The organism is Cytobacillus sp. BC1816, from assembly GCF_051353635.1.
GTDB lineage: Bacteria > Bacillota > Bacilli > Bacillales > Cytobacillaceae > Cytobacillus > Cytobacillus oceanisediminis_C.
On record NZ_CP195611.1, the window covers coordinates 4,588,031 to 4,611,472 of the forward strand.

A 23,442-nucleotide genomic window follows, 5' to 3' on the forward strand; every position below is an offset into this window, starting at 1 on the left:
ATGAGAAAGGGTCTTCAAACCCCATCATTTCATTATATTTTAGCACACAAGGCAGATGAAAAAATTTTCAATCAAACGTTTGATTGATTTATTCCTGTTCTTCTTTTTCCGTGCTAACGCCTTTTTCCATTGCTTTCCATGCCAATGTAGCACATTTGATTCTGGCAGGGAATTGGGAAACTCCCTGGAGAGCTTCAATATCGCCAAGATCCAGATCGTCTTCATCATATTCTTTTCCCAGCATCATGTCTGAGAAAACTTTGGAAAGCTTTAATGCTTCTTCAATATTTTTGCCTTTAATGGCTTGAGTCATCATGGAAGCCGAGGACATGGAAATGGAACATCCTTCACCCTCAAACTTCGCATCTGCCACTTTGCCATCTTCAAGCTTCAGCGTCAATTGAATCCGGTCTCCGCAAGTAGGGTTATTCATATTGATCGTCAGGCTGTCATCTTCAAGTACCCCTTTATTACGAGGGTTTTTATAATGATCCATTATAACCTGGCGGTAAAGGGTATCTAAATTTTTAGAAGACATCGCTGAAATACTCCTTTGTTTTGACAAGCCCTGAAACAAGCTTATCAATATCTTCTTCCGTATTGTACAGATAGAAGCTTGCACGTGCAGTTGCCGATACCTTGAGCCACTTCATCAGCGGCTGTGCACAATGGTGCCCGGCGCGGACTGCAATTCCTTCTGCATCCAATACAGTAGCCACATCATGTGGATGAACATCATCTATATTAAAAGTAACCAGGCCAGCACGTTTCGACGCATCTTTCGGCCCATATATGGTCATTCCGTCTATAGCAGACATTTTTTCCATAGCATAAGCGGCCAGTTTGTGCTCGTAAGCCTCAATTTTGTCCAGGCCAATCTGTTCAAGAAAATCAATTGCAGCACCTAATCCAATGGCACCTGCAATAATAGGCGTGCCGCCTTCGAATTTCCACGGAAGTTCCTTCCAAGTTGATTCATACAGGCCGACAAAATCGATCATTTCGCCGCCAAACTCAACTGGCTCCATTTTTTCAAGGTGCTTTTTCTTTCCGTACAGAACACCAATGCCGGTAGGGCCGCACATCTTATGACCGGAAAAAGCAAGAAAATCACAATCCAGGTCTTGAACATCAATCTTCATATGGGGAGCACTTTGTGCACCATCCACAACCATGATTGCTCCATTCTCATGGGCAATTTTTGCAATTTCCTTAATCGGGTTCATAACACCAAGTACATTTGATACCTGCATGATGGATACGATTTTCGTATCAGCTGTTACGGTTTCCCTGACATCCTCAAGAGAAATGGTTCCGTCTTCCTGAAGAGGAAGGTACTTTAAAGTGGCACCCGTTTGTTTTGCCACTTGCTGCCAAGGGATGATATTACTGTGATGCTCCATATAAGAAATAACAATTTCATCGCCTTCGGAAAGGTTAACTCGCCCGTAGCTTGCTGCAACTGTATTGATGGAAGTTGTTGTTCCTCTTGTAAAAATAACTTCCTCAGTCGATTTTGCATTAATAAATTTACGCACCTTTTCCCTGGCACCTTCATAGCCATCCGTTGCTCTAGTGCCTAGTGTGTGGACACCTCTATGAACATTCGAATTATATTCCCGATAGTATTTATCAAGCGCTTCAATTACCGGAACAGGTTTTTGGGAAGTAGCGGAACTGTCCAGATAAACAAGGGGCCTTCCATTGACTTCCTGGTCCAGGATGGGAAACATTTGCCGAATCTCACGGGCATTCATTATTTTACTTTCCTTTCAATAACAGCAGTCAGCTGCTTTTTAACCCCTTCGATAGGAAGAGCATTAACAACTGGCGCTAAGAAGCCGTGAATAACAAGGCGCTCAGCCTCTTTTTGCGAAATTCCGCGGCTCATTAAATAGTAAAGCTGCAATGGATCCACACGGCCCACTGAAGCAGCGTGTCCTGCTGTTACATCATCTTCATCGATTAATAGGATTGGGTTAGCATCCCCGCGCGCTTTTTCGCTTAGCATCAGTACGCGTGATTCCTGCTCAGCATTTGACTTAGAAGCTCCATGCTCAATTTTGCCGATTCCATTAAAGATGGATGAAGCAGAGTCTTTCATTACCCCATGCTTTAAAATGTAGCCTTCGGAGTTTTTTCCGAAATGAACTACTTTCGTTGTAAAGTTTTGAGTCTGTTCTCCGCGTCCTACAACAACTGTTTTGGTATCACCGAATGAACCGTCTCCAATAAGATTTGTTGTATTCTCTGAAACTGTATTGCCGTCATTCATTAGGCCAAGTGCCCATTCAATGCGGGCATCACGGCCTGCAACACCACGGCGGTTCACATAAGCAGTTGTTCCTTTAGCAAGTGTGTCAACAGCACCATACTGAACTCTTGCATTTGCATTGGCAATTACTTCTGTAACTATATTGAAAATGCCATTTGCTTCCTCAACTGTAGAAACATAGTTTTCTACATATGTCACAGAGCTGTTATCGTCAGCTGCAACCAATACGTGGTTGAATAAGTTGGCTTCTTTATCATCATGAATATATACAGCCTGAATAGGCGCCGTAATTTCCACGTTTTTCGGAATATACAAGAACGCTCCGCCGTTTAAAAGAGCAGCGTGCAAAGCAGTTAAACGGTGTTCATCAGTTTTCACGCCATCCTTCATGAAATACTTCTGAAGAAGATCGCCATGTTCTCTTGCCGCCGTAAAGATGTCTGTGAAAATAACACCTTTCTCCTGCAATTCTTTAGAAACAGCCAAATGAGTCGGTCTGTTATTGCGCTGAATGTATAGGTTTTGATCGCCGGCTTCTGTGTCGATCAGATTTCTGACATCCTCAGGAAGGTCATTTAATGATGTAAAATCTTCGCTTCCCACAATGTGCTTCTCGAACTGTGTAAAGTTCCATTTATCTATTTTAGTTTTATCAGGTTTTGGCATTGGCAGGTTTTCCGCGTTTGCAAGCGCATTTAGACGGAGTTCTGTCAGCCATGCCGGCTCGCCCATATCTTTTGAAAAGGAACTAACATATTCCTTATCAAATGGTAATTTTATTTCCGTTGTCATAGTGATCCCCCTAACGCTTACGCTTCTTGCCCAACTGTTTCGTCTTCAATGCCCAATTCTTTTTTAATCCAGTCATATCCTTCAGCTTCTAAGCGCTGTGCAAGCTCTGGACCGCCAGATTTTACAACTCGTCCCTGCATCATCACATGAACATGGTCAGGAGTGATGTAGTTTAGAAGGCGCTGGTAGTGTGTAATGATTAAGCAGCCAAATTCTTCGCCGCGCATTTCATTGATTCCTTTAGAAACAACCTTTAGTGCATCGATATCCAAACCGGAATCAATTTCATCAAGAATCGCAATTTTAGGTTCAATCATCATTAATTGAAGAATTTCGTTGCGCTTCTTTTCTCCGCCTGAAAAGCCTTCATTTAAATAACGCTGAGCCATGTCAAGATCCATTTCAAGGAATTCCATCTTGCTGTCCATTTTGCGGATGAATTTCATAAGAGAAATTTCATTGCCTTCCTCAAGGCGGCTGTTAATTGCAGAACGTAAAAAATCGGCATTTGTGACGCCGCTGATTTCACTTGGATATTGCATTGCAAGGAATAGACCTGCACGTGCGCGTTCGTCAACTTCCATTTCAAGAACATTTTCACCATCTAATGTGATGCTTCCCTGTGTTACTTCATACTTAGGATGGCCCATGATTGCAGAGGATAAAGTAGATTTACCCGTTCCGTTCGGTCCCATAATGGCGTGAATTTCTCCGCCTTTGATTTCAAGGTTTACACCTTTTAATATTTCTTTTCCCTCAATAGCAACATGAAGGTCTTTAATTGTAAGTACTGATCCTGCCATAATATATACCTCCGTCAATAAAAGAAGATTTGTAAATCGGCCTGCAGCCGCAAATCTCTATTCTCATTTTATTCTCATTACAATCTTATAACAAATCAAATTTCATAGCAACTCTTTAAGACCATTAACAAACTTTTCAAACAAAAATGTTTAGAAAGCCTGTAAATATAGATTTTATCATATTATTTTAATCGCATCAAAGTGTAAAATAACCGGGAACCTGGTATGTCCCATCTATTTTTTCCCGGGGCTGTCATTTCATGTATGGCAAAAAAGAAAACCAGCGCATAATTGGCACTGGTTTCTATTTTCTTCATTATTATATATACCTATAACCTAGGAATGAATTTTTCTATCAAGATCCGCAACTAAGCGCTGGCTTTGAAGATAGTCTTCTTCGCGTCTTTTTTCAACTTCCATTCGAATATCATGTTTCCGGCTGTACACTTCATATCCAACTCCATGGGCAGCTTGCATAGCTTTTTCCATTTCACTCGTGTAGTTCAGCTGTAACTGACTGATAATGAATCAATCCTTTCGGTTTTTAATGCTTTCGCATTTAGTTTTACATTTAAAATCTTAACACTCATCATATACCCCGCACAAAGCGGAAAAAACCTGATTTTTTTAGCAAAATAAGGAACGAGGACTCATGAGGCGCTTTCATAATGCGCATCCTTAAAATACTGGCCATATCCTCTCGATTAATGGTTGTTTCAATAATTTTCTGAAATTTTCATGATAAAAATAACACTCCTGCTATTGAGCAGGAGCTGAAAATTAATGATTTTGCTGATTTAATTCTGTCATAGCCTCCTGGACAAGCGTAACCGCCTGGCTCATTGCGGCACCGCCGCCAAAAGCTGCAGTAACCCCTACTGCCTCTAGAATTTCTTCTTCAGACGCACCTTGATCGATGCATCCTTTCGTATGGTAAATAATGCAGTATTCATCCTGAGAATATAAACTGATTCCGAGTGCAATCAGCTGCTTCTCCTTTTGGGATAAAACCCCTTCCTTAAAGCAGGCTTCTGTAAAAGCATTATAGTGCTGTGCTAAATCGGGCATTTTTTCAGTGAAAACACCCAATCCAACTTTATAGTCATGAAGGGCTTCTTCTATCGAGTTTGAAGGTTCATGATAATGTTCCATTTGGCTCCACTCCATTCAAAATATTATCAAAGTTAGTATGTTTGATTGCTTTTTAAACTATGCGGGTGCAGAGCCTGGATATAATGGAAAATAAAAAACAGGCGACTTTGGACGCCTGTTTTTTTCACTCTTACTCAGATACCGGTACAACGGCACCTTTATATTTTTCAAGAATGAAATCCTGAATTTCTTTAGAACGAAGCACTTCTACAAGAGCTTTGATTCCTTCTTTTTCTTCATCGCCTGAGCGGACAGCAATCACATTTACGTATGGTGAATCTTTGTCTTCAATTGCAATTGAATCCTTAAGAGGATTCAATCCGGCATCAATTGCATAATTGGAGTTGATCAGGACTGCATCCCCTTCTCCATTATTATAGATTTGAGGAAGAAGTGACGCTTCATATTCAGTATCAAACTTTAACTTTTTAGGATTGTCTTTAATATCATCCAGAGTTGCTTCGGTTTTTTCCACATCTTCATTTAAAGTAATAAGTCCCTCTGCTTCAAGCATGGAGAGAATACGGCCATGGTCTGCTACTGAGTTGCTCATGATGATTGATGCACCCTCAGGAAGTTCGTCAAGGCTCTTATATTTTTGAGAATATACTCCGATTGGCTCAATATGAATTCCGCCTGCATTTGTAAAATCATATCCATGTTCAGCTTTCTGTGACTCAAGGTAAGGAATATGCTGGAAATAGTTTGCATCCAGCTCTTTAGACTCAAGTGCTTGGTTTGGCAATACATAATCCTGGAATGGCACAACATCAAGTTCAAAGCCTTTTTCTTCAAGCAATGGCTTTGCCTCTTCAAGAATTTCAGCGTGAGGTACGTTGGAAGCCCCTACTGTAATTTTAGTGCTTTCTTTACTTTCTCCGCCTTCACCGGCATTGCCGTCTTCTTCTGAAGTCCCGCAAGCTGCGAGAACAAGTGCTACTGCAAGTGCAAGAGCAAGTGATAACCACTTTTTCATATAAATCTCTCCTTAACGTTTGTCTAATTTTGTTGTTATGATATCTCCAATAAACTGGATGATAAATACAATTACTAGAATAATGACAGTCGCCATAAGCGTCACATCACTGCGGCTCCTCTGGAATCCTTCCAGGTAAGCAAGGTTTCCAAGTCCGCCAGCACCGATGACACCGGCCATGGCTGTGTAGCCTACCAGCGCGATGGCTGTAACCGTAATTCCTGAAACAAGGGCGGGCATTGATTCCGGAAGCAGAACCTTCCAGATAATTGTGCTTGTTTTTGCACCCATAGACTTGGCCGCTTCAATTACACCTTTATCTATTTCCCTCAAGCCTATTTCCACCATACGGGCATAAAACGGGGCGGCACCAATAATTAATGCAGGCAGTGCTGCATCTTCCCCGATCATTGTCCCAAGAAGAAGCTTGGTAAATGGAATCAATAACACGATCAGAATGATAAACGGAATTGAGCGGAATATGTTGACGAAAGCTGAAATAATTTTATTAATTGCTGCGTTTTCCCAAATGTTGCCCTTGGAGGTCAGGAAGAGCAGCAGTCCCAGAATTGCACCTAAAATAAAAGTTGCGAGAACAGAAATAGCTGTCATATAAAGAGTTTCCATTGTAGCTTCCCACATGGAGTCCCACTTCACATTTGGAAACCATTCGTTAAGCATTGGAAATCACCTCCACGCCCACCTGCTGAGAATGAATAAATTCAATCGCTTTTGCAACTTCCTCTGCCTCTCCATCAACATGAATGAATAAAGTACCGTAGGAACCGTTCTGCGTCTGGGAAATCTTTCCCTGAAGTATATTTACGGTTACCTGGAAATTACGGATCAGGTTTGTAATCAATGGCTGTTCAGCTGATTCGCCCACAAACCCTAATTGCACTACTTTTCCTTTTGGATACAAATCGACCAGGTGATCAACCGTTTCCTTAGTTTCTTCAGGCTCTGTCACCTGCTGAACAAACCGCTTTGTTATCAAAGCTTTTGGATTCCTAAACACATCCAATACTGGCCCGATTTCAACAATTCGACCACCTTCCATGACTGCAACCCGATGGCAGATTTTACGGATAACGTGCATTTCATGAGTAATTAGGACAATCGTTAAGCCCAGACGCTCATTGATGTCAACAAGCAGCTCCAAAATGGAATCTGTAGTCTGCGGATCAAGTGCAGATGTCGCCTCATCACAAAGCAGTACTTTTGGATTATTGGCAAGGGCTCTGGCAATTCCAACCCTTTGTTTTTGACCGCCGCTGAGCTGGGAAGGATAGGCATCTTCTCTTCCTTCAAGGCCAACGAGTTTAATGAGTTCATCAACCCTTTTCAGCCTTTCCTGCCGGGAAATACCAGCGATTTCAAGCGGAAAAGCGATATTCTCCCTTACCGTTCTCGACCATAATAGATTGAAATGCTGGAAGATCATGCTTATTTCCTGACGCGCTTTTCTTAGTTTGCTTCCCTTTATCTTTGAAACCTCATTGCCTGCAACTGTCACACTGCCATGGGTAGGAAGCTCCAGCCCATTCAGCATGCGGATCAAGGTACTTTTACCTGCACCGCTATATCCGATAACTCCGAAGATTTCTCCTTCTTTTACTTCCAGGTTTACATCGTCAACTGCTTTTACCTGGCCTTTCTTTGAAGAGAAAATCTTCTGTACATCTTTTATATAAATCAACGTGAATTGTCACCTCTTTAATCGAAAGATACAGATTATAATTATTAGACTGCTTTTATTTCCCTATTTTTTACTCCTTATAGGCTTTCATGCGCTAAAAGCAAAAATGCCTTTCTGCACATGAGCAGAAAGGCATTAAAAATTAAGTCCTTTCTCTCATCTGTCAAAGCTATGCTTTGAGTGAATTGGCACCATTTCAATTAATTGACGGTTGCCGGGCTTCATAGGGCACTTCCCTCCACCTCTCTTGATAAGAGCGTAACGATTTATATTCAATTAATACTTTAAATAAATTTAGCAGTTTATTAATTACGTTTGCTATCGTATCACAGCTATCAAAAAGGTGTCAACGAAGAAATTTTAAACTTTCGGAAAAAAATGAATGGTAAATTTTCCTTTATGCCTTCGCAGCAAGTGATGTAATGCCTGCAGCTGCTTCTATCGCCTGTTCCAGATCTTCAATCAAATCTTCCGCATTCTCGATTCCGATAGAAATTCGAATTAGATCCTCCGGCACTCCCGCAGCTTTTAAACCTTCTTCATCCAGCTGCTGGTGAGTGGTACTTGCAGGGTGGATAATCAGGCTCTTAGCATCCCCGACATTTGCCACATGTGCCCAAAGCTGCAGGCTGTTTATTAGCTTGGCCCCAGCTTCTCTTCCGCCAGCAATTCCAAACACAGCCACAGCTCCAGCTCCTTTAGGCAAGTATTTATCCGCCAATTTTTTGTCCGGATGGCTTTCATGCCCAGGATAAAGCACCCAATTAACAGCTGGATGCGCCTCTAGATACTCCACTACTTTTTTCGTATTGGCAACATGCTCTTTCATACGTACATGCAAAGTCTCAAGCCCCAATGTAAATTGAAATGCACTTTGCGCACTCATAGCAGGACCTAAGTCTCTTAACAGCTGAACGCGCGCTTTGATAATATAGGCCGCCTCGCCAATTGCTTCACTATAGACAATATCATGGTAGCTCGGATCAGGTTCTGTAAAGCCCGGAAACTTATGGGAATTCCAGTCAAATTTTCCGCCATCTACTATAATTCCTCCCATTGTGGTTCCATTACCGAGCAGCCATTTAGTCGCAGAGTGTATAACAATGTCAGCACCATGTTCGATAGGCCTGCATAGATAAGGTGTAGCAAAGGTGTTATCGACAATTAGAGGCACACCATTCTCGTGTGCAATTGCTGCAACCTTTTCAATATCCAGGATTTTTAAGCTTGGGTTTCCAATCGTTTCGGCAAAAATGGCCTTTGTTTTATCTGTCATTGCGTTACGGAAATTTTCCGGATCTTTTGGATCTACCAGTTTCACTTTAATTCCATACTTGGGAAGTGTGACTGCAAACAAATTATAAGTACCGCCATATAAATTGGACGCAGCAATAATTTCATCCCCTGCTTCAGCTATGTTTAAAATGGCAAGCGTAATGGCAGACTGTCCGCTTGCAAGAGCCAGGGCCCCAACTCCTCCTTCAAGCAAGGCCACTCTTTCCTCAAATACACTTACAGTCGGATTATGTATCCTGCTATAAATATATCCTGGTTCTTTAAGAGCAAAGAGATCTGCAGCGTGATCTGTATTCTTGAACTGGTAAGCATTATTCTGGTAAATCGGTAACGCCCTTGCGCCAGTTACAGGGTCTGGCTTCAGTCCCCCATGTACTCCAATTGTTTCAAAACGGTAATTTTTTTGTTTATCAGTCATTGCTTTCTCTCCTCTATAAAAATTTTAGTATTTCTTATTGAAGAACTAAGAAAAGCGCAAGGCGCCCGCTTATCGGCGGCAAGCATAAGACGAACCGTCTGAAAGGCTGCTCTTTAACCTTTTGACGGATTAACTTAGACCTAAGAGCCGATGGCGCCTGGAGCTAGACAGTTAACAAATATCAAAGATAAAGATTCTTATAAGTTGAAAAAGCCATCTTCATAAGAAGAGGGCTTTTTCGTCTCTTCTTATCTTCCAGAGCATCCCGCTCTGCTGGATTTAGCACCGTGTACTTTACCGGTTGCCGGGCTTCACTGGGCCAGTCCCTCCGCCTCTCTTGATAAGAATATTCAGTTAATTAATGTTAAAACGATGTTATCATACTATTTAAAAAATGGTCAAGTATTGTGATATGAAATTTTCCCTAAACAGAAAAAGGTTTCGAGGAGCAATTTTTCTCTGAAGGTGGTTTCCATCTTTATTATATTTTGGGAAAGGGCATCCCTTAACTTTAACTCTCCTAAAATCAGTGACAGCACAGCTTTTTCAGAGCCATAGATCTCCACATCAAAATGGCTGGTGTGACCTGCCTTCCGGATTTCCCCATTTAAAATTTTCAGAGGAATGCTTATATTTCCCGCCTTAATAAGCAAAGAGAAATTTGACTTTCTTAAAAAGTAGCCAAGATGACCTTTAGCCTTTAATTCCCGGATAAATACATCAGGTAAATCCTTCACAGCCTCACCTCTTTTAATGGGTTTATCATCCTTAATATTCAGTAATAAAGGGCTGCAATCCTTTAATTTTCTTTCGACAAAATCAGAAAAGCTCCAGCGCCTTGCCCTCCAGGCGCTGGAGCTAGACAGTTCTCGAAGTTAAAGGTTATTAACTCTGGAAAAACCAGAAAGACAATGCCAGTTTATGAGGCATTGTCTTTCATTTCCCGAGAAATATGTCAGATTATACTGTTTTTACGGAAGGTGCTGCAGTTTTTGTCTTATTATAGTTTCTGAAAACAAAGAAAAAATAGAGAGAGCCTATCAAATATAAAGAAGCTGTAATGGAGAATACGAGTGCATATCCCCAATAATCTCCATATCTCATGACGATTCCTGTTGAAACAGGTCCCATTACAGCCCAGCCCAAATTAAAAACCATCTGATTGACGGAGTTTGCCAGCCCTTTCATCGAATCATTTACCCTGGACATCATAAGCGACATTTGTATTGGGTTTCCAGCATTCATTAATGCCTGCCGGAACAAAAAGCCGATGGCAGCCAGCCAAAGATGCTCTGTATAGGCAGTTAAAAGCAGAAAAGGAAGTGACATGAGCTGCAGGATTACAACTGCTCTGACTTCTCCCACCTTCCTTACCACAACCGGGCCGATAATCATAGCAAAAGCTGTGGCAGCCTGCCCTAATGAAATAATAATGCCAATCGCTGAATTGGAAGCTTCAAAACGGTCTGCGAAGTATAGATTTAGATAAGGGATAACCAGTCCTGCTCCAGTTCCTATTAGCAGCTGCGCAAAAGCAAACATGGCGATAATTTTGACGCCTTCATTTTTAGCCGATAGGTTTTTGAACGAAAAATCTTTTAGGCCTCTTACATCATTTTTTTCTATCGGTGCTTCTGCGAAACGCAGGATGGGAACAAGACCTGCTATGAAGAAAATACTTGCAACCAGAAGTGTAATCCGGATGCTGATGAGCTGATCAACAAATAAAGAAAATACATCCGTTAAGATGCCTCCGCTTAAGTTTCCGATTACATTTGCACCCGTCATAATGGCAAAATGGATGCTGAATAAATGAACCCTTTGGTCAGCCTTTGAATTCTCAGCCAGCCATGGTATGCCGGATACTTGCAGAAATGCTGTAGTCAGCCCTGTAAAAAAGGCGAATAAAATCAGGAGTTCCTGCATTTCAACCATACTTCTGAAAAGCATAGCGACACCTGTGGCAACAGCCCCAAACAGCATCGCTCTTTTTCTGCCAATTCGGTCGCTGGCGATTCCTGCCGGCACAAGAATCAGTGCTGTGGCGAGAGCAGTCATAGATATGATTTGCCCATTAACACTTTCGGAGTAGCCAAGCTCCCTTATGTAAAAATTATAGATTACCATGAATATCCCAAAGCCTATTTGTGTAAGGATATTCGCCATAAAAGCCAATTTTATATTGCGGTTATAGCCTTTAAATTGGCCAGCCCACTCTTTATAAAATGCCATCCGGATCCCTTCCTGCACTGTATGATTATTTCGATTCCCTAAGTATCATACTCTTTCGAAGTGGTTTTGTAAATATATTTAGAATATTGAAAAGGCGGATCTCAATATTTTTAAACACGCAAAAAACCAGGAAGCTTTGGTCCTGGTTTTTTCAATAGATGCTTCTGATTCTATCCAACAAATAGGGAACTGATCGGAATGCATATAATTTTTCCTGTAAATCTCCTTCTTTAAAGATGAGGAGACAAGGTACGCTTTCCACTCCCCATTGTTCAGCCAATTGCGGCATATAATTTAAGTCCGCTTTCCCAATCTTTTGATCAGGCAGCAATTGTTCCGTAACTGTCAGCATCTTTCCTGCCATCTGACAGGTTCCGCACATAGGCGTATACAAATAGATAAGGGCCGTTTCTTGCCCGTTAACCGCTTCCTCAATCTCCAGCTGCGACCATTCCTGCATACTATCATCCTTACTTTATCTGTCTAAATATTGTGTATAAACGTCAATATTAGCTCCCAGCAGCACTGTAGCCAAATGATGTTCCGGTGCTGTCGCTACTTCTCTGTACATTCTATCGATGTATAGATGCTCTGCCTCTGGAAATTCCCTTTTAAATTGTTTTCTCAGTTTTTCACCTGCTGAATCGGCATCCACCAATATATATACATCCTTATCAAACAGTGTGTCAATTAATTCATCCAGTTTGGTAATGCTTATTGTTCCATTTGTGCAGATAATCTCTACAGGTTCTCTTATTATATTTTTTACCTTCGTTTTATCTGACTTTCCCTCGACAATAATAACTTTTTCCGGAATTCCCTCGTTCATCGTCATCACCTGAAAGGAGTTATTTTAAAACTGTTGCTTTAAAGTTAAGACTGTTTTCTCATAGATTGATGTTAGATTGTAAATGAAGCCCGTTGACAAACTTGGTTTATCGTAAGCATAGCTTACAAAAACAGCCAAAATTCAAAAACCAGTCATGCATTGGTTTCATCTTAATATATTCATTATTCTCGGTTATGGTGTGAATCTCCTGCCCATATTGGTGGTTAGCACTGCGCTGATTTTACATATTAATTCTACAGTTTAATAATAAAGGAAATGTTTTAGAAGAAAAATAATCATTTCAGTACTTTTAAATGGACTATTTCATTGTATGCTCGGTTATATTGCTTTAACCTATTAAATAAACAGCGGAATCCATCCGCTGTTTACAGTAATTAGCACCAGCCGCCTTCGTCACAGTCTGTGTAGCGCTCTTGCGCTTTATCTGGAACGGAGACATTCTGGTATATTTTTTGGTGGTCGGTTTCAAAATGATGGGCCAGGTCAAAGGAAGAGCCTTCAGGAAGGCTGATTTGGCCGATTTTTTCGTTCTCAAGATAAAGATCAATCCCATTATTTTTAAGCCTTCCGACAACCCGTTCTGTAATATCGATTTTCTGCTGATTCAATGTCATGGGTAACCAATCCTTTCATGCATTTGGGTATCTATAGTTTGCCCTTTCTCTGTAAAAGAAAAATAGCAATTAAAGCCAGAAACAAAAAGCAGCAGCACTTGGAACAGATTCGGGTTCACCCATAAACAGCATAAAAGCCGGTTCTTATAGAACCGGCTTTTATACATTAGTCTTCGTTTGTCATTTCTTCATATTGCTCAGCAGTCATCAAGCTCTCTACTTCGCTTAAATCTGAAGGTTCCACCACAACCATCCATGCTTTTTCATATGGGGATTCGTTTACGAATTCAGGGTTGTCGTTAAGGTCTTCATTTACTTCAACCACTTTACCGCTTAAAGGCGCATAAAGTTCAGAAACTGTTTTTACTGATTCTACGCTTCCGAATGGCTCGTTTGCACTTAGCTCATCGCCAACTTCAGGAAGCTCAACGAATACGATGTCACCAAGTTCTGATTGCGCGAAATGCGTAATCCCTATGCGTACTTTCCCATCTTCTGTTTTTACCCACTCATGCTCCTCTGAATAACGTAATTCTTTTGGTGTGCTCATTATGTATCCCTCCATATTAATATTTCAATTTATGATCAGTAAATCGATCTCATGGTTAAATTTGGCTTACAAGGCTAAAATCCAGCGCTTAGGAAAGCCATGTCTTTTCATATTCCTCTTCTTTAAAGCCCACTGTTACCTTTTCTCCATCTGTCAGCAGCGGACGCTTAATCAGCATGCCGTCTGTTGCCAAAATATCCAGCAGTTCTTCTTCCGAAGAGGTCTTCACCTTGTCCTTCAGTCCGAGTTCCCGGTATTTTTGACCACTCGTATTAAAGAACTTCTTTAGTTCTAAACCGCTCTTTTTATAAAGCGTTTCAAGTTCGCTTCGAGAAGGCGGATTGTCTGTTATATGTATTTCTTCATAGGACAGATTATGTTCATCAAGCCATTTCTTGGCCTTTCGGCATGTCCCGCATTTAGGATACCAATAAAAAGTCAACGCCATTTTTTCACCACCCATTTTAGCAAATTCAGGCTTATCCAAAATTGCTGCCTTTTAATTGAATAGTAACATAAATGGATGACAAATCATAACATTGATCACCAATTTAATATTCGACAAATTTCTATATAATCCTTCTGGCAAAAAAAAATTTTTTGCAGGGTTATTTTGCCAAAAACTGTTTTTATAATAATTGTTGTTTGCTAATGTATGTTGCCTGTTGATTTCCGCTCCGCACTTGCTGTCCCCCGGGAGAGATGAGAGCCTCCCCGGCTTCGCCTGCGGGGTTTCTCACTTCCCCCCGGACATTGAATAAGCTTCCTTGATTACACCGAACGAAGGAAATGCAGCAGTATTTTCGAGAATCAAGCCGCCTCCTCTCCAATCAACTCAGATATATAAACTTAGTATGCAGCAACAGAATATAAGTAAACAGCTTTGAAAAAAGGAAAGCCCCCTTCATAATGAAGGGGGCCAAAATCGATTAAACTGTAAAACGTTCCGCGTCGATCAGTTTTTCCGATGCTTCACGCTTCTTTGCAATGACGTTGATTGGGGTGTGGCGGGTGAATTTGCGAAGTGCTGACATCATCATGCGCAGGGCATCGCCGTTTTCTACTGCCACAAGTGTTTCTTTTGCATCCTGCTCGATTTTGTTAAATGCTTCCTGGCAGAAGATTTGGGTGTAAAGAAGTTTTTGCTTGTTCTTTTCAAGTCCTGCTTTTTCAATAGCCTTTTCCGTACGAAGAACAACCGACTCCATTGCATAAGCATTTGATATAATATCCGCAATGTTTACGAGTACTTCCTGCTCTTTTTCAAGAGCTTTTCCGTACTTTTGCGCTGCTAACCCAGCTGCAAGCAAGCCTATTTTCTTCGCGTTTTTCACCAGATATTTTTCCTGTGCAAGCGGCTCGTCACCAGGCTCTTCAGGCATCATCATCATAAGCTCTTCCTGCAGCGCCTGGGCTTTCTGGAATAAAGGAAGCTCTCCTTTTAGTGCTTTGCGGACGTACGTGCCTGGCACCAATAGACGATTGATTTCGTTGGTTCCTTCGAAAATGCGGTTAATGCGTGAATCACGGTAAGCTCTTTCAATCTCATATTCAGCCATGAAACCGTAGCCTCCGTGGATCTGAACGCCTTCATCTACTACGTAGTCAAGGACTTCCGTATTAAAGAATTTATTCATGGAGCATTCTATAGCATATTCAGCGATTGACTTCGCTACTTCTTTTCCATCTTTCACTTCTTCGTCCGAAAGCTTGCTCATCCGGTCCTCAAATAATCCTACAGTCCGGTATACTGCACTTTCAGCGGCATATATCTTAGAAGCCATCGTCCCAAGTTTCTCTTTTGTCAAATTAAACTGTGAGATTGGTGTCTTAAACTGCTGGCGCTGATTGGCATATTGAACGGCAAGTTCGAATGCGCGCTTCGCACCGCCAACTGCTCCAACACCTAACTTATAGCGGCCAATATTTAAGATATTAAATGCAATCACATGTCCCTTGCCAAATTCACCAAGAAGGTTTTCCTTTGGCACCTGGGCATCTTCAAGAATTAACGTACGGGTAGAAGAGCTCTTAATTCCCATTTTCTTTTCTTCTGCTCCTACAGAAACACCTGAGAACTCTCTTTCTACGATGAATGCAGAGAAGTGTTCACCGTCAATTTTTGCGTATACTACGAATACATCTGCGAAGCCTGCATTTGTTATCCATTGCTTTTCTCCGTTTAATACATAGTGCGTACCTTCAGCATTCAGCCTGGCAGTTGTTTTTGCTCCAAGAGCATCAGAACCAGAGCTTGGCTCCGTCAATGCATAGGCAGCAAGTTTTTCGCCAGTAGCCAGTGCAGGAAGGTATTTTTGCTTTTGTTCTTCATTTCCGAAAAGAACAATCGGAAGGGAACCAATTCCAACATGTGCACCGTGCGAGATGGAAAAACCGCCTGCACGCGCCATTTTCTCGGCTATAAGTGCAGAGCTTACTTTATCTAAAGCAAGTCCGCCGTATTCCTCTGGAACATCTGCGCCTAATAGTCCGAGGTCTCCAGCTTGCTTCAATAACTTTACCGAACGGTCAAATTCGTGGTTTTCCAGATGCTCAATTTGCGGAACAACTTCATTTACAACATAATCTTCAGTCGTCTTAGCAATCATAACCTGCTCATCTGTATAGTCCTCAGGCGTAAAAACCCGGTCATAGGACACATCTTCTATTAAAAAGCTTCCGCCTTTGATAAGGTTTTCAGTTTGGTTTGACATTTTCTTATTTCCTCCATTCTGTTTTTGCGGAGAAGCCTATGGCTTCTCTCCAAATTTCAGCTAATTTTATAAAAGTTCAAATACTCCGGCTGCGCCCATTCCGCCACCGATGCACATTGTTACAACCCCGAATTGCTGATTGCGGCGCTTCATTTCATGGATTAGAGATAGAGTTAGCTTGGCACCGGAACAGCCCAGCGGGTGTCCAAGTGCAATGGCCCCTCCATTAACATTTACTTTCTCTTCATCTAAGCCCAGCTCACGGATAATTTGAATGGATTGGGACGCAAAAGCTTCATTCAATTCAAATAAACCGATATCAGAAAGCTCCAGCCCTGCAAGCTTTAACGCTTTAGGTATGGCCACAACTGGACCAACACCCATGATTTCAGGAGGAACACCGCCTACTGCAAAGCTTCTGAATTTAGCCATTGGCTTCAATCCAGAAGACTCCGCCTTTTCCCGGTCCATTACCATTACTGCTGCAGCTCCATCACTTGTCTGTGATGAATTCCCAGCTGTGACACTGCCGGTTACCGAGAATGCCGGACGCAGTTTTCCGAGTGTTTCAACTGTGGAATCTGCACGGACGCCTTCATCCTGGCGGAACTGGATTGTTTTTTCTTTAAGCTTGTTGTCTTTCCCAACGGATCTATACGTTACGTCTACTGGCACAATTTCATCTTCAAATTTGCCTTCCTGGATTGCCTGCGCAGCCCTCTGATGACTTCTGACCGCAAATGCATCCTGGTCTTCTCGTGTAATGCCATACTTCTTTGCAACTTCTTCAGCTGTATGCCCCATACCCATATAGTATTGGGGGGCTGTTTCGGCAAGTTTGGCATTCGGGCGGACTACATGCCCCATCATCGGCACAAGGCTCATAGATTCCGCTCCGCCCGCAATGATTGTATCCGCATGGCCAATCATGATTTTTTCAGCTGCATAAGCAATTGCCTGTAGGCCTGAAGAACAATAGCGATTAATTGTTATCCCCGGCACTTCGTGTGAAAGTCCGGCAAGAGCCCCGATATTCCTTGCCATATTCAGCCCCTGTTCTGCTTCAGGCATAGAACAGCCTATAATTAAATCATCGATGTTTCCTTCATAATTTCCTGCTCGCTTAAGGGTTTCCTTTACTACAAGCGCACCTAAGTCATCCGGCCTGACGTTTGCAAGCGAACCTTTTTTGGCTTTTCCAACCGGTGTCCTGGCACCTGCAACTATTACCGCTTCTCTCATTATTTTCCCTCTCTTTCTCTTAATGTCTCAATCTATTACTTTAATTGCGCAACGGCTTCCCTTTTAAAAGCATGTGCTGCATCCGCTGCTGTGATTTCGGTTCAGCTACAAGGCTTAAGAATGCTTCTCGCTCCAAGTCAAGCAAATATTGTTCATCCACTTCTGTACCGTATGGCACTTTTCCGCCTGCGATTACATAAGCAAGTTTTTTAGCGATTTTTAGATCATGCTCTGAGATATACCCTGAGTAGAGCATTGCCTGCGCTCCAAGCAGAAGTGTTGCATATCCTGTTTCGCCGACAACCGGCACCTTTTTCCTGACAGGAGGCTTATAGCCTTTTTTGTGCAGAGCAAGAACTGCCTGCTTTGCATCATAAAGGAGATGGTCCCCATTCATACTGATGCCATCTGCCAGGTTCAGGAAGTTATTATCCCTGGCTTCCTCGCCTGATGTTGAAACCTTTGCCATTGCAATCGATTCAAACACTTTATTGGCAACCTTTTGAAGGTCAAATTCCACACCATTTGGCATGTTTTCAAGATGCTTAATATAGAGCTCCTTGTTTCCGCTTCCTCCTGGGATCAGGCCTACCCCCACTTCAACAAGTCCCATATATGTTTCGCTCGATGCCTGAATATGTGCTGCCGGCAGACAAACCTCAGCCCCGCCGCCAAGCGTCATGCCAAATGGAGCAGCAACAACCGGTTTCGCACTGTACTTAATTTTCATCATGGCATTCTGGAACTGACGGACTACCATATCCAGTTCATATATATTGTCATCCTGCGCTTCCATGAGGATCATTCCGAGGTTGGCGCCTACACAGAAATTTTTGCCCTGATTCCCGATAACAAGCCCTTTGTAGTTCTTCTCCACTTCATCCACTGCAAAGTTGATCATTTGGATTATATCCAGTCCAATGGCATTGCTTTGTGAATGGAATTCAAGCAGTGCAACATCATCGCCTAAATCAATCAGGCTTGCACCGGTATTCTTTTTAATAACACCTTTTTGTTTCTTAAGGTGTTTCAAATTGATTGCTTTAGGGTTTTCCTCGATTAATCTGTACTCGCCATTATGATAGAAATATTGCTTGCCTTCCTCTTCTTTATAGAAGGAACTAAAGCCTTTTTCCAGCATATCCTTTACCCATGCCGGAACTTCCTCACCTGCATCTTCCATCTTCTGAACAGATTTCCCTACACCAATGGCATCCCAGGTTTCGAATGGCCCCATTTCCCAGCCAAAGCCCCATTTCATCGCTTTGTCTATTGCTGTTACATCATCAGCTATTTCTCCAAGTAATTGAGCCGAGTAAAGAAGAGCCGGACTCAGGATGTTCCACAATAATTGGCCTGCACGATCGTTAGAATATACAAGCGCTTTCAATTTTGCAGGAGTGCCTTTTTCCTGCTTGCTCAATTCCGTCGAAGCTGTCTTAAGCTTTTTGCGCGGACCGTATTCCAGAGATTCAGGATTCAGCTCAAGAATCTCTTTGCCCTTCTTCAAGAAAAATCCTTGCCCTGACTTGCTTCCAAGCCAGCCTTTTTCCTGCATCACTTTCATAAAGCCCGGAACTTCAAATACTTGCTTTTCTTTCCCCTCCACCTGGTCATAAACATTGTTTGCCACGTGTATAAATGTATCAAGCCCTACTACATCAAGTGTTCTGAATGTAGCACTTTTCGGCCGGCCAATCAGCGGACCAGTTATCGAATCTACTTCACCGATACTGTACCCGCCCTTTAGCATCTCCTGCACTGTAACCAGCAGGCCATAAGTGCCGATTCGGTTGGCGATAAAGTTTGGTGTATCTTTAGCTTCTACTACTCCTTTTCCAAGTACATCTTCTCCAAATTGCTTCAAAAATGACAGCACTTCAGAAGAAGTGTTTTTAGTAGGTATGACCTCAAGAAGCTTTAAGTAGCGAGGGGGATTAAAGAAATGTGTTCCAAGAAAGTGTTTTTGGAAATCTTCCGAGCGCCCTTCTGACATTGCTTCTACAGATATTCCAGACGTATTGGAGCTGACGATGCTTCCAGGCTTGCGGGATTGGTCCACCTTTTCAAAAACCTGTTTCTTTATGGCGAGGTTCTCCACAACCACTTCAATAATCCAATCGACATCCTTTAGACGCTCCATGTCATCTTCAAAGTTCCCTGCCTCAACTAACGCAATATTCTTTTTGGCGGTTAATGGAGCCGGTTTTTGCTTTAATAATTTTTGGCGGTTTCCTTCACTGATTCGATTGCGGACTGCTTTATCTTCAAGAGTAAGCCCCTTTGCCTTTTCAGCATCCGTTAATTCGCGAGGCGCGATATCCAATAATAATGTCGGGATTCCGATATTGGCCAGATGGGCTGCGATCCCTGAACCCATGACTCCTGAGCCTAAAACTGCCGCCTTCTTTATTTGTTGGATCAACTTTATTTCCCCCTTTAACTTTTTTGAATGAATACTCATTCATTTTATTCTCAAAAAAAATATGCATCTCTTCTGAATGAGTTCTGTTAATTATAACTATAAAATATTTGCAAAATTTACGCAATGATTTTAAGCGGAAATTTAAAAATGTTTTGAAATTTTCCGCACCCCTGCTGTAATTTATATATTTTATGCGCAATGTAAATAAGTGTTTTGGACACTCTAAAAAGGAAACATTTTTTGTTCGTTACGGAGGTGAATGAAATGGGAAAAATGAAAAAAGATCCTTCCAAAGCAGGAGTCAGCGCTGCAAGTGTCCAGGGAGATGCGGGTCCTACCGTTGAAAGGCAAGGGCCTAAAAAAAGGAATAGCCAAAATAATCAATATAAGCGATAACCCGCTGTTTAAAGGCTGGCAGCCGTCAGCCTTTTATAGTTTCCATTATCTATATAAATAATTCATCTTCTGCAGAATAGCAATTGTTTTTCAGAGGAAAGATATCCTCGAAAAGAATTACAGCTATTATAGCGCTAAAAGAATTGGAGGGACAATTAATGCAACAGCAAAATATGAATATGCAGAACCAGCAGGGCATTATGCAGCAGCCTCCTGCTGTAATTTCCACTAAGGATGCCCTTTACTTAACAGATATGCTTACCTGGAACCTTCTCGCCTGTAAAAAAGCGCATTTTTACGCTCAGCAGTGCCAGGACCAGGAGCTAAAAACACACTTCGAGCAATGCGGCCAAATGCACCAGCGTCATTACGAACAGCTGCTTGCTCATTTAAACCAGCAAAATCAGCAGAACTTTATGGGAATGCAATAGGAAGGAGCCTTGAAAATGAACCAGAACCAGAATCCAAATACGATTCAAAATCCTGAGACACAGATAAATAAAACTCCGCAAATGAATGAGCGGGATTTTACAAATGATATTTTATCTACAGAAAAATATATGACAGATGCCTATTCTGTCGCCCTGAATGAGGCAAGCCATCAGAGCCTTTATCAGGATATTCTTGCGGCTTTTAACGATACACAAAACCAGCAGAGAGAATTTTATAACCTAATGTTTAAAAAAGGCTGGTATAAGGTTGAACCGGCTGATCAGCAGAAGCTTCAGCAATCTTATCAGCAGTTCCAGGGCTATACAAATCAATTGCCATATGGCAATGGTCAGATGCAATAAGAAAAGCGGTAGCGCCTTGCCCGCGAAGGAACGCAGACTAAGAACGCCACGTCCTCCAAAAGCTGCCGCTTTCGGCCGCGCGACGTTTATGCTGACGACATTCCTTGTCCTGCGGGCCTCAAGCACAAGTCGAGCCTCACGGAAAGGCGTTCTTTGCCTTTTCGGGAAGCGTACGCAGGGACGGCAGGCATAAGAGGGTCCTGTAAAAAGGCCATCTTCCTTCTGAAAGGAAAATGGCTTATGACCCGAGTCCCAAGAAGCCGGAGCTAGTCAAGCTTGAGACCTCGTGGGAATGATCGAATCTGCACACTTCAATAAAACAAAAACCGCTGCTTTTTTATCTGCAGCGGCTTTTTAGATCCTAAAACCATTATCTATTTTTTGCTTCTCATCTCTTCATTCATAGTTTTAATTTCAGCGATCAGAGCCTTCATTTCTTCTTTAGCATCAGGATATGTATCATTCCAGTGTTTAGCTAAAGGAGGCATGGATTTAGCAATAAAAGAGTACAGCGCCCAGGCTTCAACCTTTTCCTTTAACTCAGGGGCGGTCTCGCCGACAAGTAGTTCGGTATATTTTTCAAGCAGGCCATCCAGCTGTTCCCTTAACTTCTCATTCATCGCGATTCCTCCTATTTATATTGCAGGCCTGAGGACATGTGCCGCATCGTTTACCGCTGCTGGTCAAATAGGAATAGCAGCATGTTTTTCTTGGCCGTACAGTTTTGCCAGTTCTTTCAATCAGTATTTTCTTGCTGTCATATTTCCTTATGGGATTAGAACTTTCACAGCCGAACAAATTGCCTGAAGCCTCTTCCTTGATAAACTTAAAATCTTCAGCCGCCCTCTCCGCATGTGTTTCAAAAGGTAAAATCTTTTCGTAAAGCCAGAAGATATAGATCGCTATATTCTCCCAAAGAATTAGTTTAGAAACATTTGCTTCTTTTGCTATTCTACTTAACAACGGAAAGATATGGCCATTAAAAAGAGATCGCACAGCGTCCTCTCTCCATTTTTCCCTTTCCGTCTCAACGCCTTGGCCTTGAAGGTGAATAAAATGGAAACCGGGAAGCCATAGTCCATCTTTTTCATGACTGGCAAATGTTATATTTTCATGCCGGATATCCATTTTTAAATTCCAGGACGTCATGCTATACAAGTAAATTACAGGCAGAAAGGCATATCTTTTCATTAAAATAGAAGCTGCCGTTTTATGATCATTCGCTCCTATATGAATTTTCACTTTATCCAGGTATGGACCAGTCAGACTGGTATCCAGGAGATTTTTCACTTCAATTGTTAAAGGAGATCCTTCCCCTGAATCCTGGGCAAGTCTGAATTGCCCGAGAGCTTCTGCCTGTTCTCCTGTTAATTTAATCATCCCTGGAATCCTTGCCCTTTTAAAATACATCTCCCTTTTCCATAAGGAATGCATAGCGGTGTACCGAATAATGGGTCTATCGTCACTTCGCATTCCATGCCAAATACGTTTTTGACTAATCCGCAATTGATGACATGTTCGGGCTTCCCCTGAGCAAAAACCTTCTGCTCTTTTATGGCAACAATATTATGAGCATAGCGGCAGGCCAAATTCAGATCATGCAGCACCATAACGATGGTACGCTTTTCCTTTTCATTTAATTCAAATAATAAATCCAGTATTTCAATTTGATGGGTCATATCTAAATAGGTAGTTGGCTCATCAAGCAGAATCGTATCAGTATCCTGAGCCAAAGTCATGGCAATCCAGGCGCGCTGGCGCTGTCCGCCGGATAATGAATCGACTGTCCGGTCTCTCAATTCTTCCATGCCTGTAGCTTTTAATGCATTTCTGACCTTTAATTCATCTTCAGTAGACCATTGCTTCAGCCATGTTTGATAAGGGTACCGCCCCTGTTTGACAAGCTGAAGCACTGTTAGTCCTTCTGGAGCAGAAGGGGATTGGGGCAGAATCGCCATTTTTCTGGCAACATCTTTCGTTGAAAGTCTGGCTATAGCCTCACCTTCTAATAAAACGGCACCTGATTTCGGTTTTAGCAGCCGGGCAATGGACCTAAGCAGTGTCGATTTTCCGCAGCCATTTCCACCGATAAATACCGTGATTTCTCCCTTAGGAATTTCTAAGTCCAGCTCATTAATAATAATGGTGTCTCCGTAAGACAAGGTTAAGTCTTTTGTTGCGATCGCTTGCCCTGCTGTCATTTTCTGCCCTCTC

At 42.1% G+C, this 23,442-nt stretch carries 26 protein-coding genes and 2 riboswitches; of the genes, 3 read left to right on the forward strand and 23 right to left on the reverse strand.

Annotation, left to right across the window (positions count from 1 at the left end; all coding sequences use genetic code 11):
* Positions 1 to 88: 88 nt before the first annotated feature.
* From sufU to ACR42H_RS23405, 20 genes are all read right to left on the reverse strand, one after another.
* Positions 89 to 538, reverse strand: coding sequence for a Fe-S cluster assembly sulfur transfer protein SufU (gene sufU / locus ACR42H_RS23310; RefSeq protein ID WP_009331729.1), 450 nt, complete (start codon positions 536 to 538; stop codon positions 89 to 91).
* Complete coding sequence (locus ACR42H_RS23315) at positions 528 to 1,757, reverse strand: cysteine desulfurase (RefSeq protein ID WP_113883642.1); 1,230 nt, start codon at positions 1,755 to 1,757, stop codon at positions 528 to 530. The genes sufU and ACR42H_RS23315 overlap by 11 nt, the downstream gene beginning before the upstream one ends.
* The gene (gene sufD / locus ACR42H_RS23320; RefSeq protein WP_436373493.1) at positions 1,757 to 3,067 is read right to left on the reverse strand and encodes a Fe-S cluster assembly protein SufD; all 1,311 of its coding nucleotides are present in this window, start codon (positions 3,065 to 3,067) and stop codon (positions 1,757 to 1,759) included. The genes ACR42H_RS23315 and sufD overlap by 1 nt, the downstream gene beginning before the upstream one ends.
* Positions 3,068 to 3,084: 17 nt before the next feature.
* Positions 3,085 to 3,870, reverse strand: coding sequence for a Fe-S cluster assembly ATPase SufC (gene sufC, locus ACR42H_RS23325; protein ID WP_113883644.1), 786 nt, complete (start codon positions 3,868 to 3,870; stop codon positions 3,085 to 3,087).
* Positions 3,871 to 4,206: 336 nt separating this feature from the next.
* The gene (locus ACR42H_RS23330) at positions 4,207 to 4,359 is read right to left on the reverse strand and encodes a hypothetical protein (RefSeq protein ID WP_166672523.1); all 153 of its coding nucleotides are present in this window, start codon (positions 4,357 to 4,359) and stop codon (positions 4,207 to 4,209) included.
* A gap of 291 nt (positions 4,360 to 4,650) precedes the next feature.
* A complete protein-coding gene (locus tag ACR42H_RS23335; protein ID WP_113883645.1) occupies positions 4,651 to 5,022 on the reverse strand; it encodes a carboxymuconolactone decarboxylase family protein in 372 nt (123 codons plus the stop codon).
* Between the two features lie 130 nt (positions 5,023 to 5,152).
* Positions 5,153 to 5,998 (reverse strand): MetQ/NlpA family ABC transporter substrate-binding protein, encoded by an 846-nt coding sequence (locus ACR42H_RS23340; protein ID WP_113883646.1) that lies wholly within the window; start codon positions 5,996 to 5,998, stop codon positions 5,153 to 5,155.
* Between the two features lie 12 nt (positions 5,999 to 6,010).
* Positions 6,011 to 6,679: a methionine ABC transporter permease gene (locus ACR42H_RS23345; RefSeq protein WP_113883647.1), complete on the reverse strand. Its 669-nt coding sequence runs from the start codon at positions 6,677 to 6,679 to the stop codon at positions 6,011 to 6,013.
* Positions 6,672 to 7,697 (reverse strand): methionine ABC transporter ATP-binding protein, encoded by a 1,026-nt coding sequence (locus ACR42H_RS23350; RefSeq protein WP_436373497.1) that lies wholly within the window; start codon positions 7,695 to 7,697, stop codon positions 6,672 to 6,674. The genes ACR42H_RS23345 and ACR42H_RS23350 overlap by 8 nt, the downstream gene beginning before the upstream one ends.
* Before the next feature lie 153 nt (positions 7,698 to 7,850).
* A riboswitch (SAM riboswitch) is annotated at positions 7,851 to 7,954 on the reverse strand.
* Between the two features lie 140 nt (positions 7,955 to 8,094).
* On the reverse strand, positions 8,095 to 9,411 hold the full coding sequence (locus ACR42H_RS23355; protein WP_113883649.1) for an O-acetylhomoserine aminocarboxypropyltransferase/cysteine synthase family protein: 1,317 nt from the start codon (positions 9,409 to 9,411) through the stop codon (positions 8,095 to 8,097).
* Positions 9,412 to 9,656: 245 nt separating this feature from the next.
* A riboswitch (SAM riboswitch) is annotated at positions 9,657 to 9,758 on the reverse strand.
* Between the two features lie 51 nt (positions 9,759 to 9,809).
* A complete protein-coding gene (locus ACR42H_RS23360; RefSeq protein WP_113883650.1) occupies positions 9,810 to 10,148 on the reverse strand; it encodes a hypothetical protein in 339 nt (112 codons plus the stop codon).
* A 223-nt stretch (positions 10,149 to 10,371) separates the two neighbouring features.
* Positions 10,372 to 11,643, reverse strand: coding sequence for an MFS transporter (locus tag ACR42H_RS23365; protein ID WP_113883651.1), 1,272 nt, complete (start codon positions 11,641 to 11,643; stop codon positions 10,372 to 10,374).
* A 151-nt stretch (positions 11,644 to 11,794) separates the two neighbouring features.
* Positions 11,795 to 12,103, reverse strand: coding sequence for a thioredoxin family protein (locus ACR42H_RS23370; RefSeq protein WP_113883652.1), 309 nt, complete (start codon positions 12,101 to 12,103; stop codon positions 11,795 to 11,797).
* A gap of 15 nt (positions 12,104 to 12,118) precedes the next feature.
* Positions 12,119 to 12,472, reverse strand: a complete 354-nt coding sequence (locus ACR42H_RS23375; protein ID WP_034296067.1) for a toprim domain-containing protein — start codon at positions 12,470 to 12,472, stop codon at positions 12,119 to 12,121.
* Between the two features lie 395 nt (positions 12,473 to 12,867).
* Positions 12,868 to 13,107, reverse strand: a complete 240-nt coding sequence (locus ACR42H_RS23380; protein ID WP_113883653.1) for a YusG family protein — start codon at positions 13,105 to 13,107, stop codon at positions 12,868 to 12,870.
* A 166-nt stretch (positions 13,108 to 13,273) separates the two neighbouring features.
* Positions 13,274 to 13,657, reverse strand: a complete 384-nt coding sequence (gcvH, locus tag ACR42H_RS23385) for a glycine cleavage system protein GcvH (RefSeq protein WP_009331744.1) — start codon at positions 13,655 to 13,657, stop codon at positions 13,274 to 13,276.
* Positions 13,658 to 13,745: 88 nt separating this feature from the next.
* On the reverse strand, positions 13,746 to 14,105 hold the full coding sequence (locus ACR42H_RS23390; protein WP_113883853.1) for an arsenate reductase family protein: 360 nt from the start codon (positions 14,103 to 14,105) through the stop codon (positions 13,746 to 13,748).
* Positions 14,106 to 14,586: 481 nt separating this feature from the next.
* Complete coding sequence (locus ACR42H_RS23395; RefSeq protein WP_113883654.1) at positions 14,587 to 16,371, reverse strand: acyl-CoA dehydrogenase family protein; 1,785 nt, start codon at positions 16,369 to 16,371, stop codon at positions 14,587 to 14,589.
* A 66-nt stretch (positions 16,372 to 16,437) separates the two neighbouring features.
* Positions 16,438 to 17,613 (reverse strand): acetyl-CoA C-acetyltransferase, encoded by a 1,176-nt coding sequence (locus tag ACR42H_RS23400; protein WP_113883655.1) that lies wholly within the window; start codon positions 17,611 to 17,613, stop codon positions 16,438 to 16,440.
* A 40-nt stretch (positions 17,614 to 17,653) separates the two neighbouring features.
* On the reverse strand, positions 17,654 to 20,035 hold the full coding sequence (locus ACR42H_RS23405) for a 3-hydroxyacyl-CoA dehydrogenase NAD-binding domain-containing protein (protein ID WP_436377054.1): 2,382 nt from the start codon (positions 20,033 to 20,035) through the stop codon (positions 17,654 to 17,656).
* A 267-nt stretch (positions 20,036 to 20,302) separates the two neighbouring features.
* Between ACR42H_RS23405 and ACR42H_RS23410 the strand changes: the two genes are divergently transcribed.
* The 3 genes from ACR42H_RS23410 to ACR42H_RS23420 all read left to right on the forward strand — a co-directional run bounded on the left by ACR42H_RS23410 (position 20,303) and on the right by ACR42H_RS23420 (position 21,228).
* Positions 20,303 to 20,434 carry a YuzL family protein gene (locus tag ACR42H_RS23410; protein WP_019383262.1) on the forward strand — a complete coding sequence of 44 codons (132 nt, stop codon included), beginning with the start codon at positions 20,303 to 20,305 and terminating at the stop codon, positions 20,432 to 20,434.
* 158 nt (positions 20,435 to 20,592) lie between these two features.
* Entirely contained in the window at positions 20,593 to 20,865 is a 273-nt protein-coding gene (locus tag ACR42H_RS23415; protein ID WP_009331749.1) for a hypothetical protein, read from the forward strand.
* Between the two features lie 15 nt (positions 20,866 to 20,880).
* Positions 20,881 to 21,228: a spore coat protein gene (locus ACR42H_RS23420; protein WP_113883656.1), complete on the forward strand. Its 348-nt coding sequence runs from the start codon at positions 20,881 to 20,883 to the stop codon at positions 21,226 to 21,228.
* A gap of 374 nt (positions 21,229 to 21,602) precedes the next feature.
* Here the strand turns inward: ACR42H_RS23420 and ACR42H_RS23425 are convergent, their stop codons facing one another.
* From ACR42H_RS23425 to ACR42H_RS23435, 3 genes are read right to left on the reverse strand one after another with little or no spacing between them, the layout of a single operon-like run.
* Positions 21,603 to 21,848, reverse strand: coding sequence for a YusU family protein (locus tag ACR42H_RS23425; protein ID WP_113883657.1), 246 nt, complete (start codon positions 21,846 to 21,848; stop codon positions 21,603 to 21,605).
* Complete coding sequence (locus tag ACR42H_RS23430; protein WP_436373503.1) at positions 21,841 to 22,608, reverse strand: IucA/IucC family C-terminal-domain containing protein; 768 nt, start codon at positions 22,606 to 22,608, stop codon at positions 21,841 to 21,843. The genes ACR42H_RS23425 and ACR42H_RS23430 overlap by 8 nt, the downstream gene beginning before the upstream one ends.
* The gene (locus ACR42H_RS23435) at positions 22,605 to 23,429 is read right to left on the reverse strand and encodes an ABC transporter ATP-binding protein (RefSeq protein ID WP_113883659.1); all 825 of its coding nucleotides are present in this window, start codon (positions 23,427 to 23,429) and stop codon (positions 22,605 to 22,607) included. Before ACR42H_RS23435 ends, ACR42H_RS23430 begins: the two co-directional genes overlap by 4 nt.
* Positions 23,430 to 23,442 lie beyond the last annotated feature (13 nt).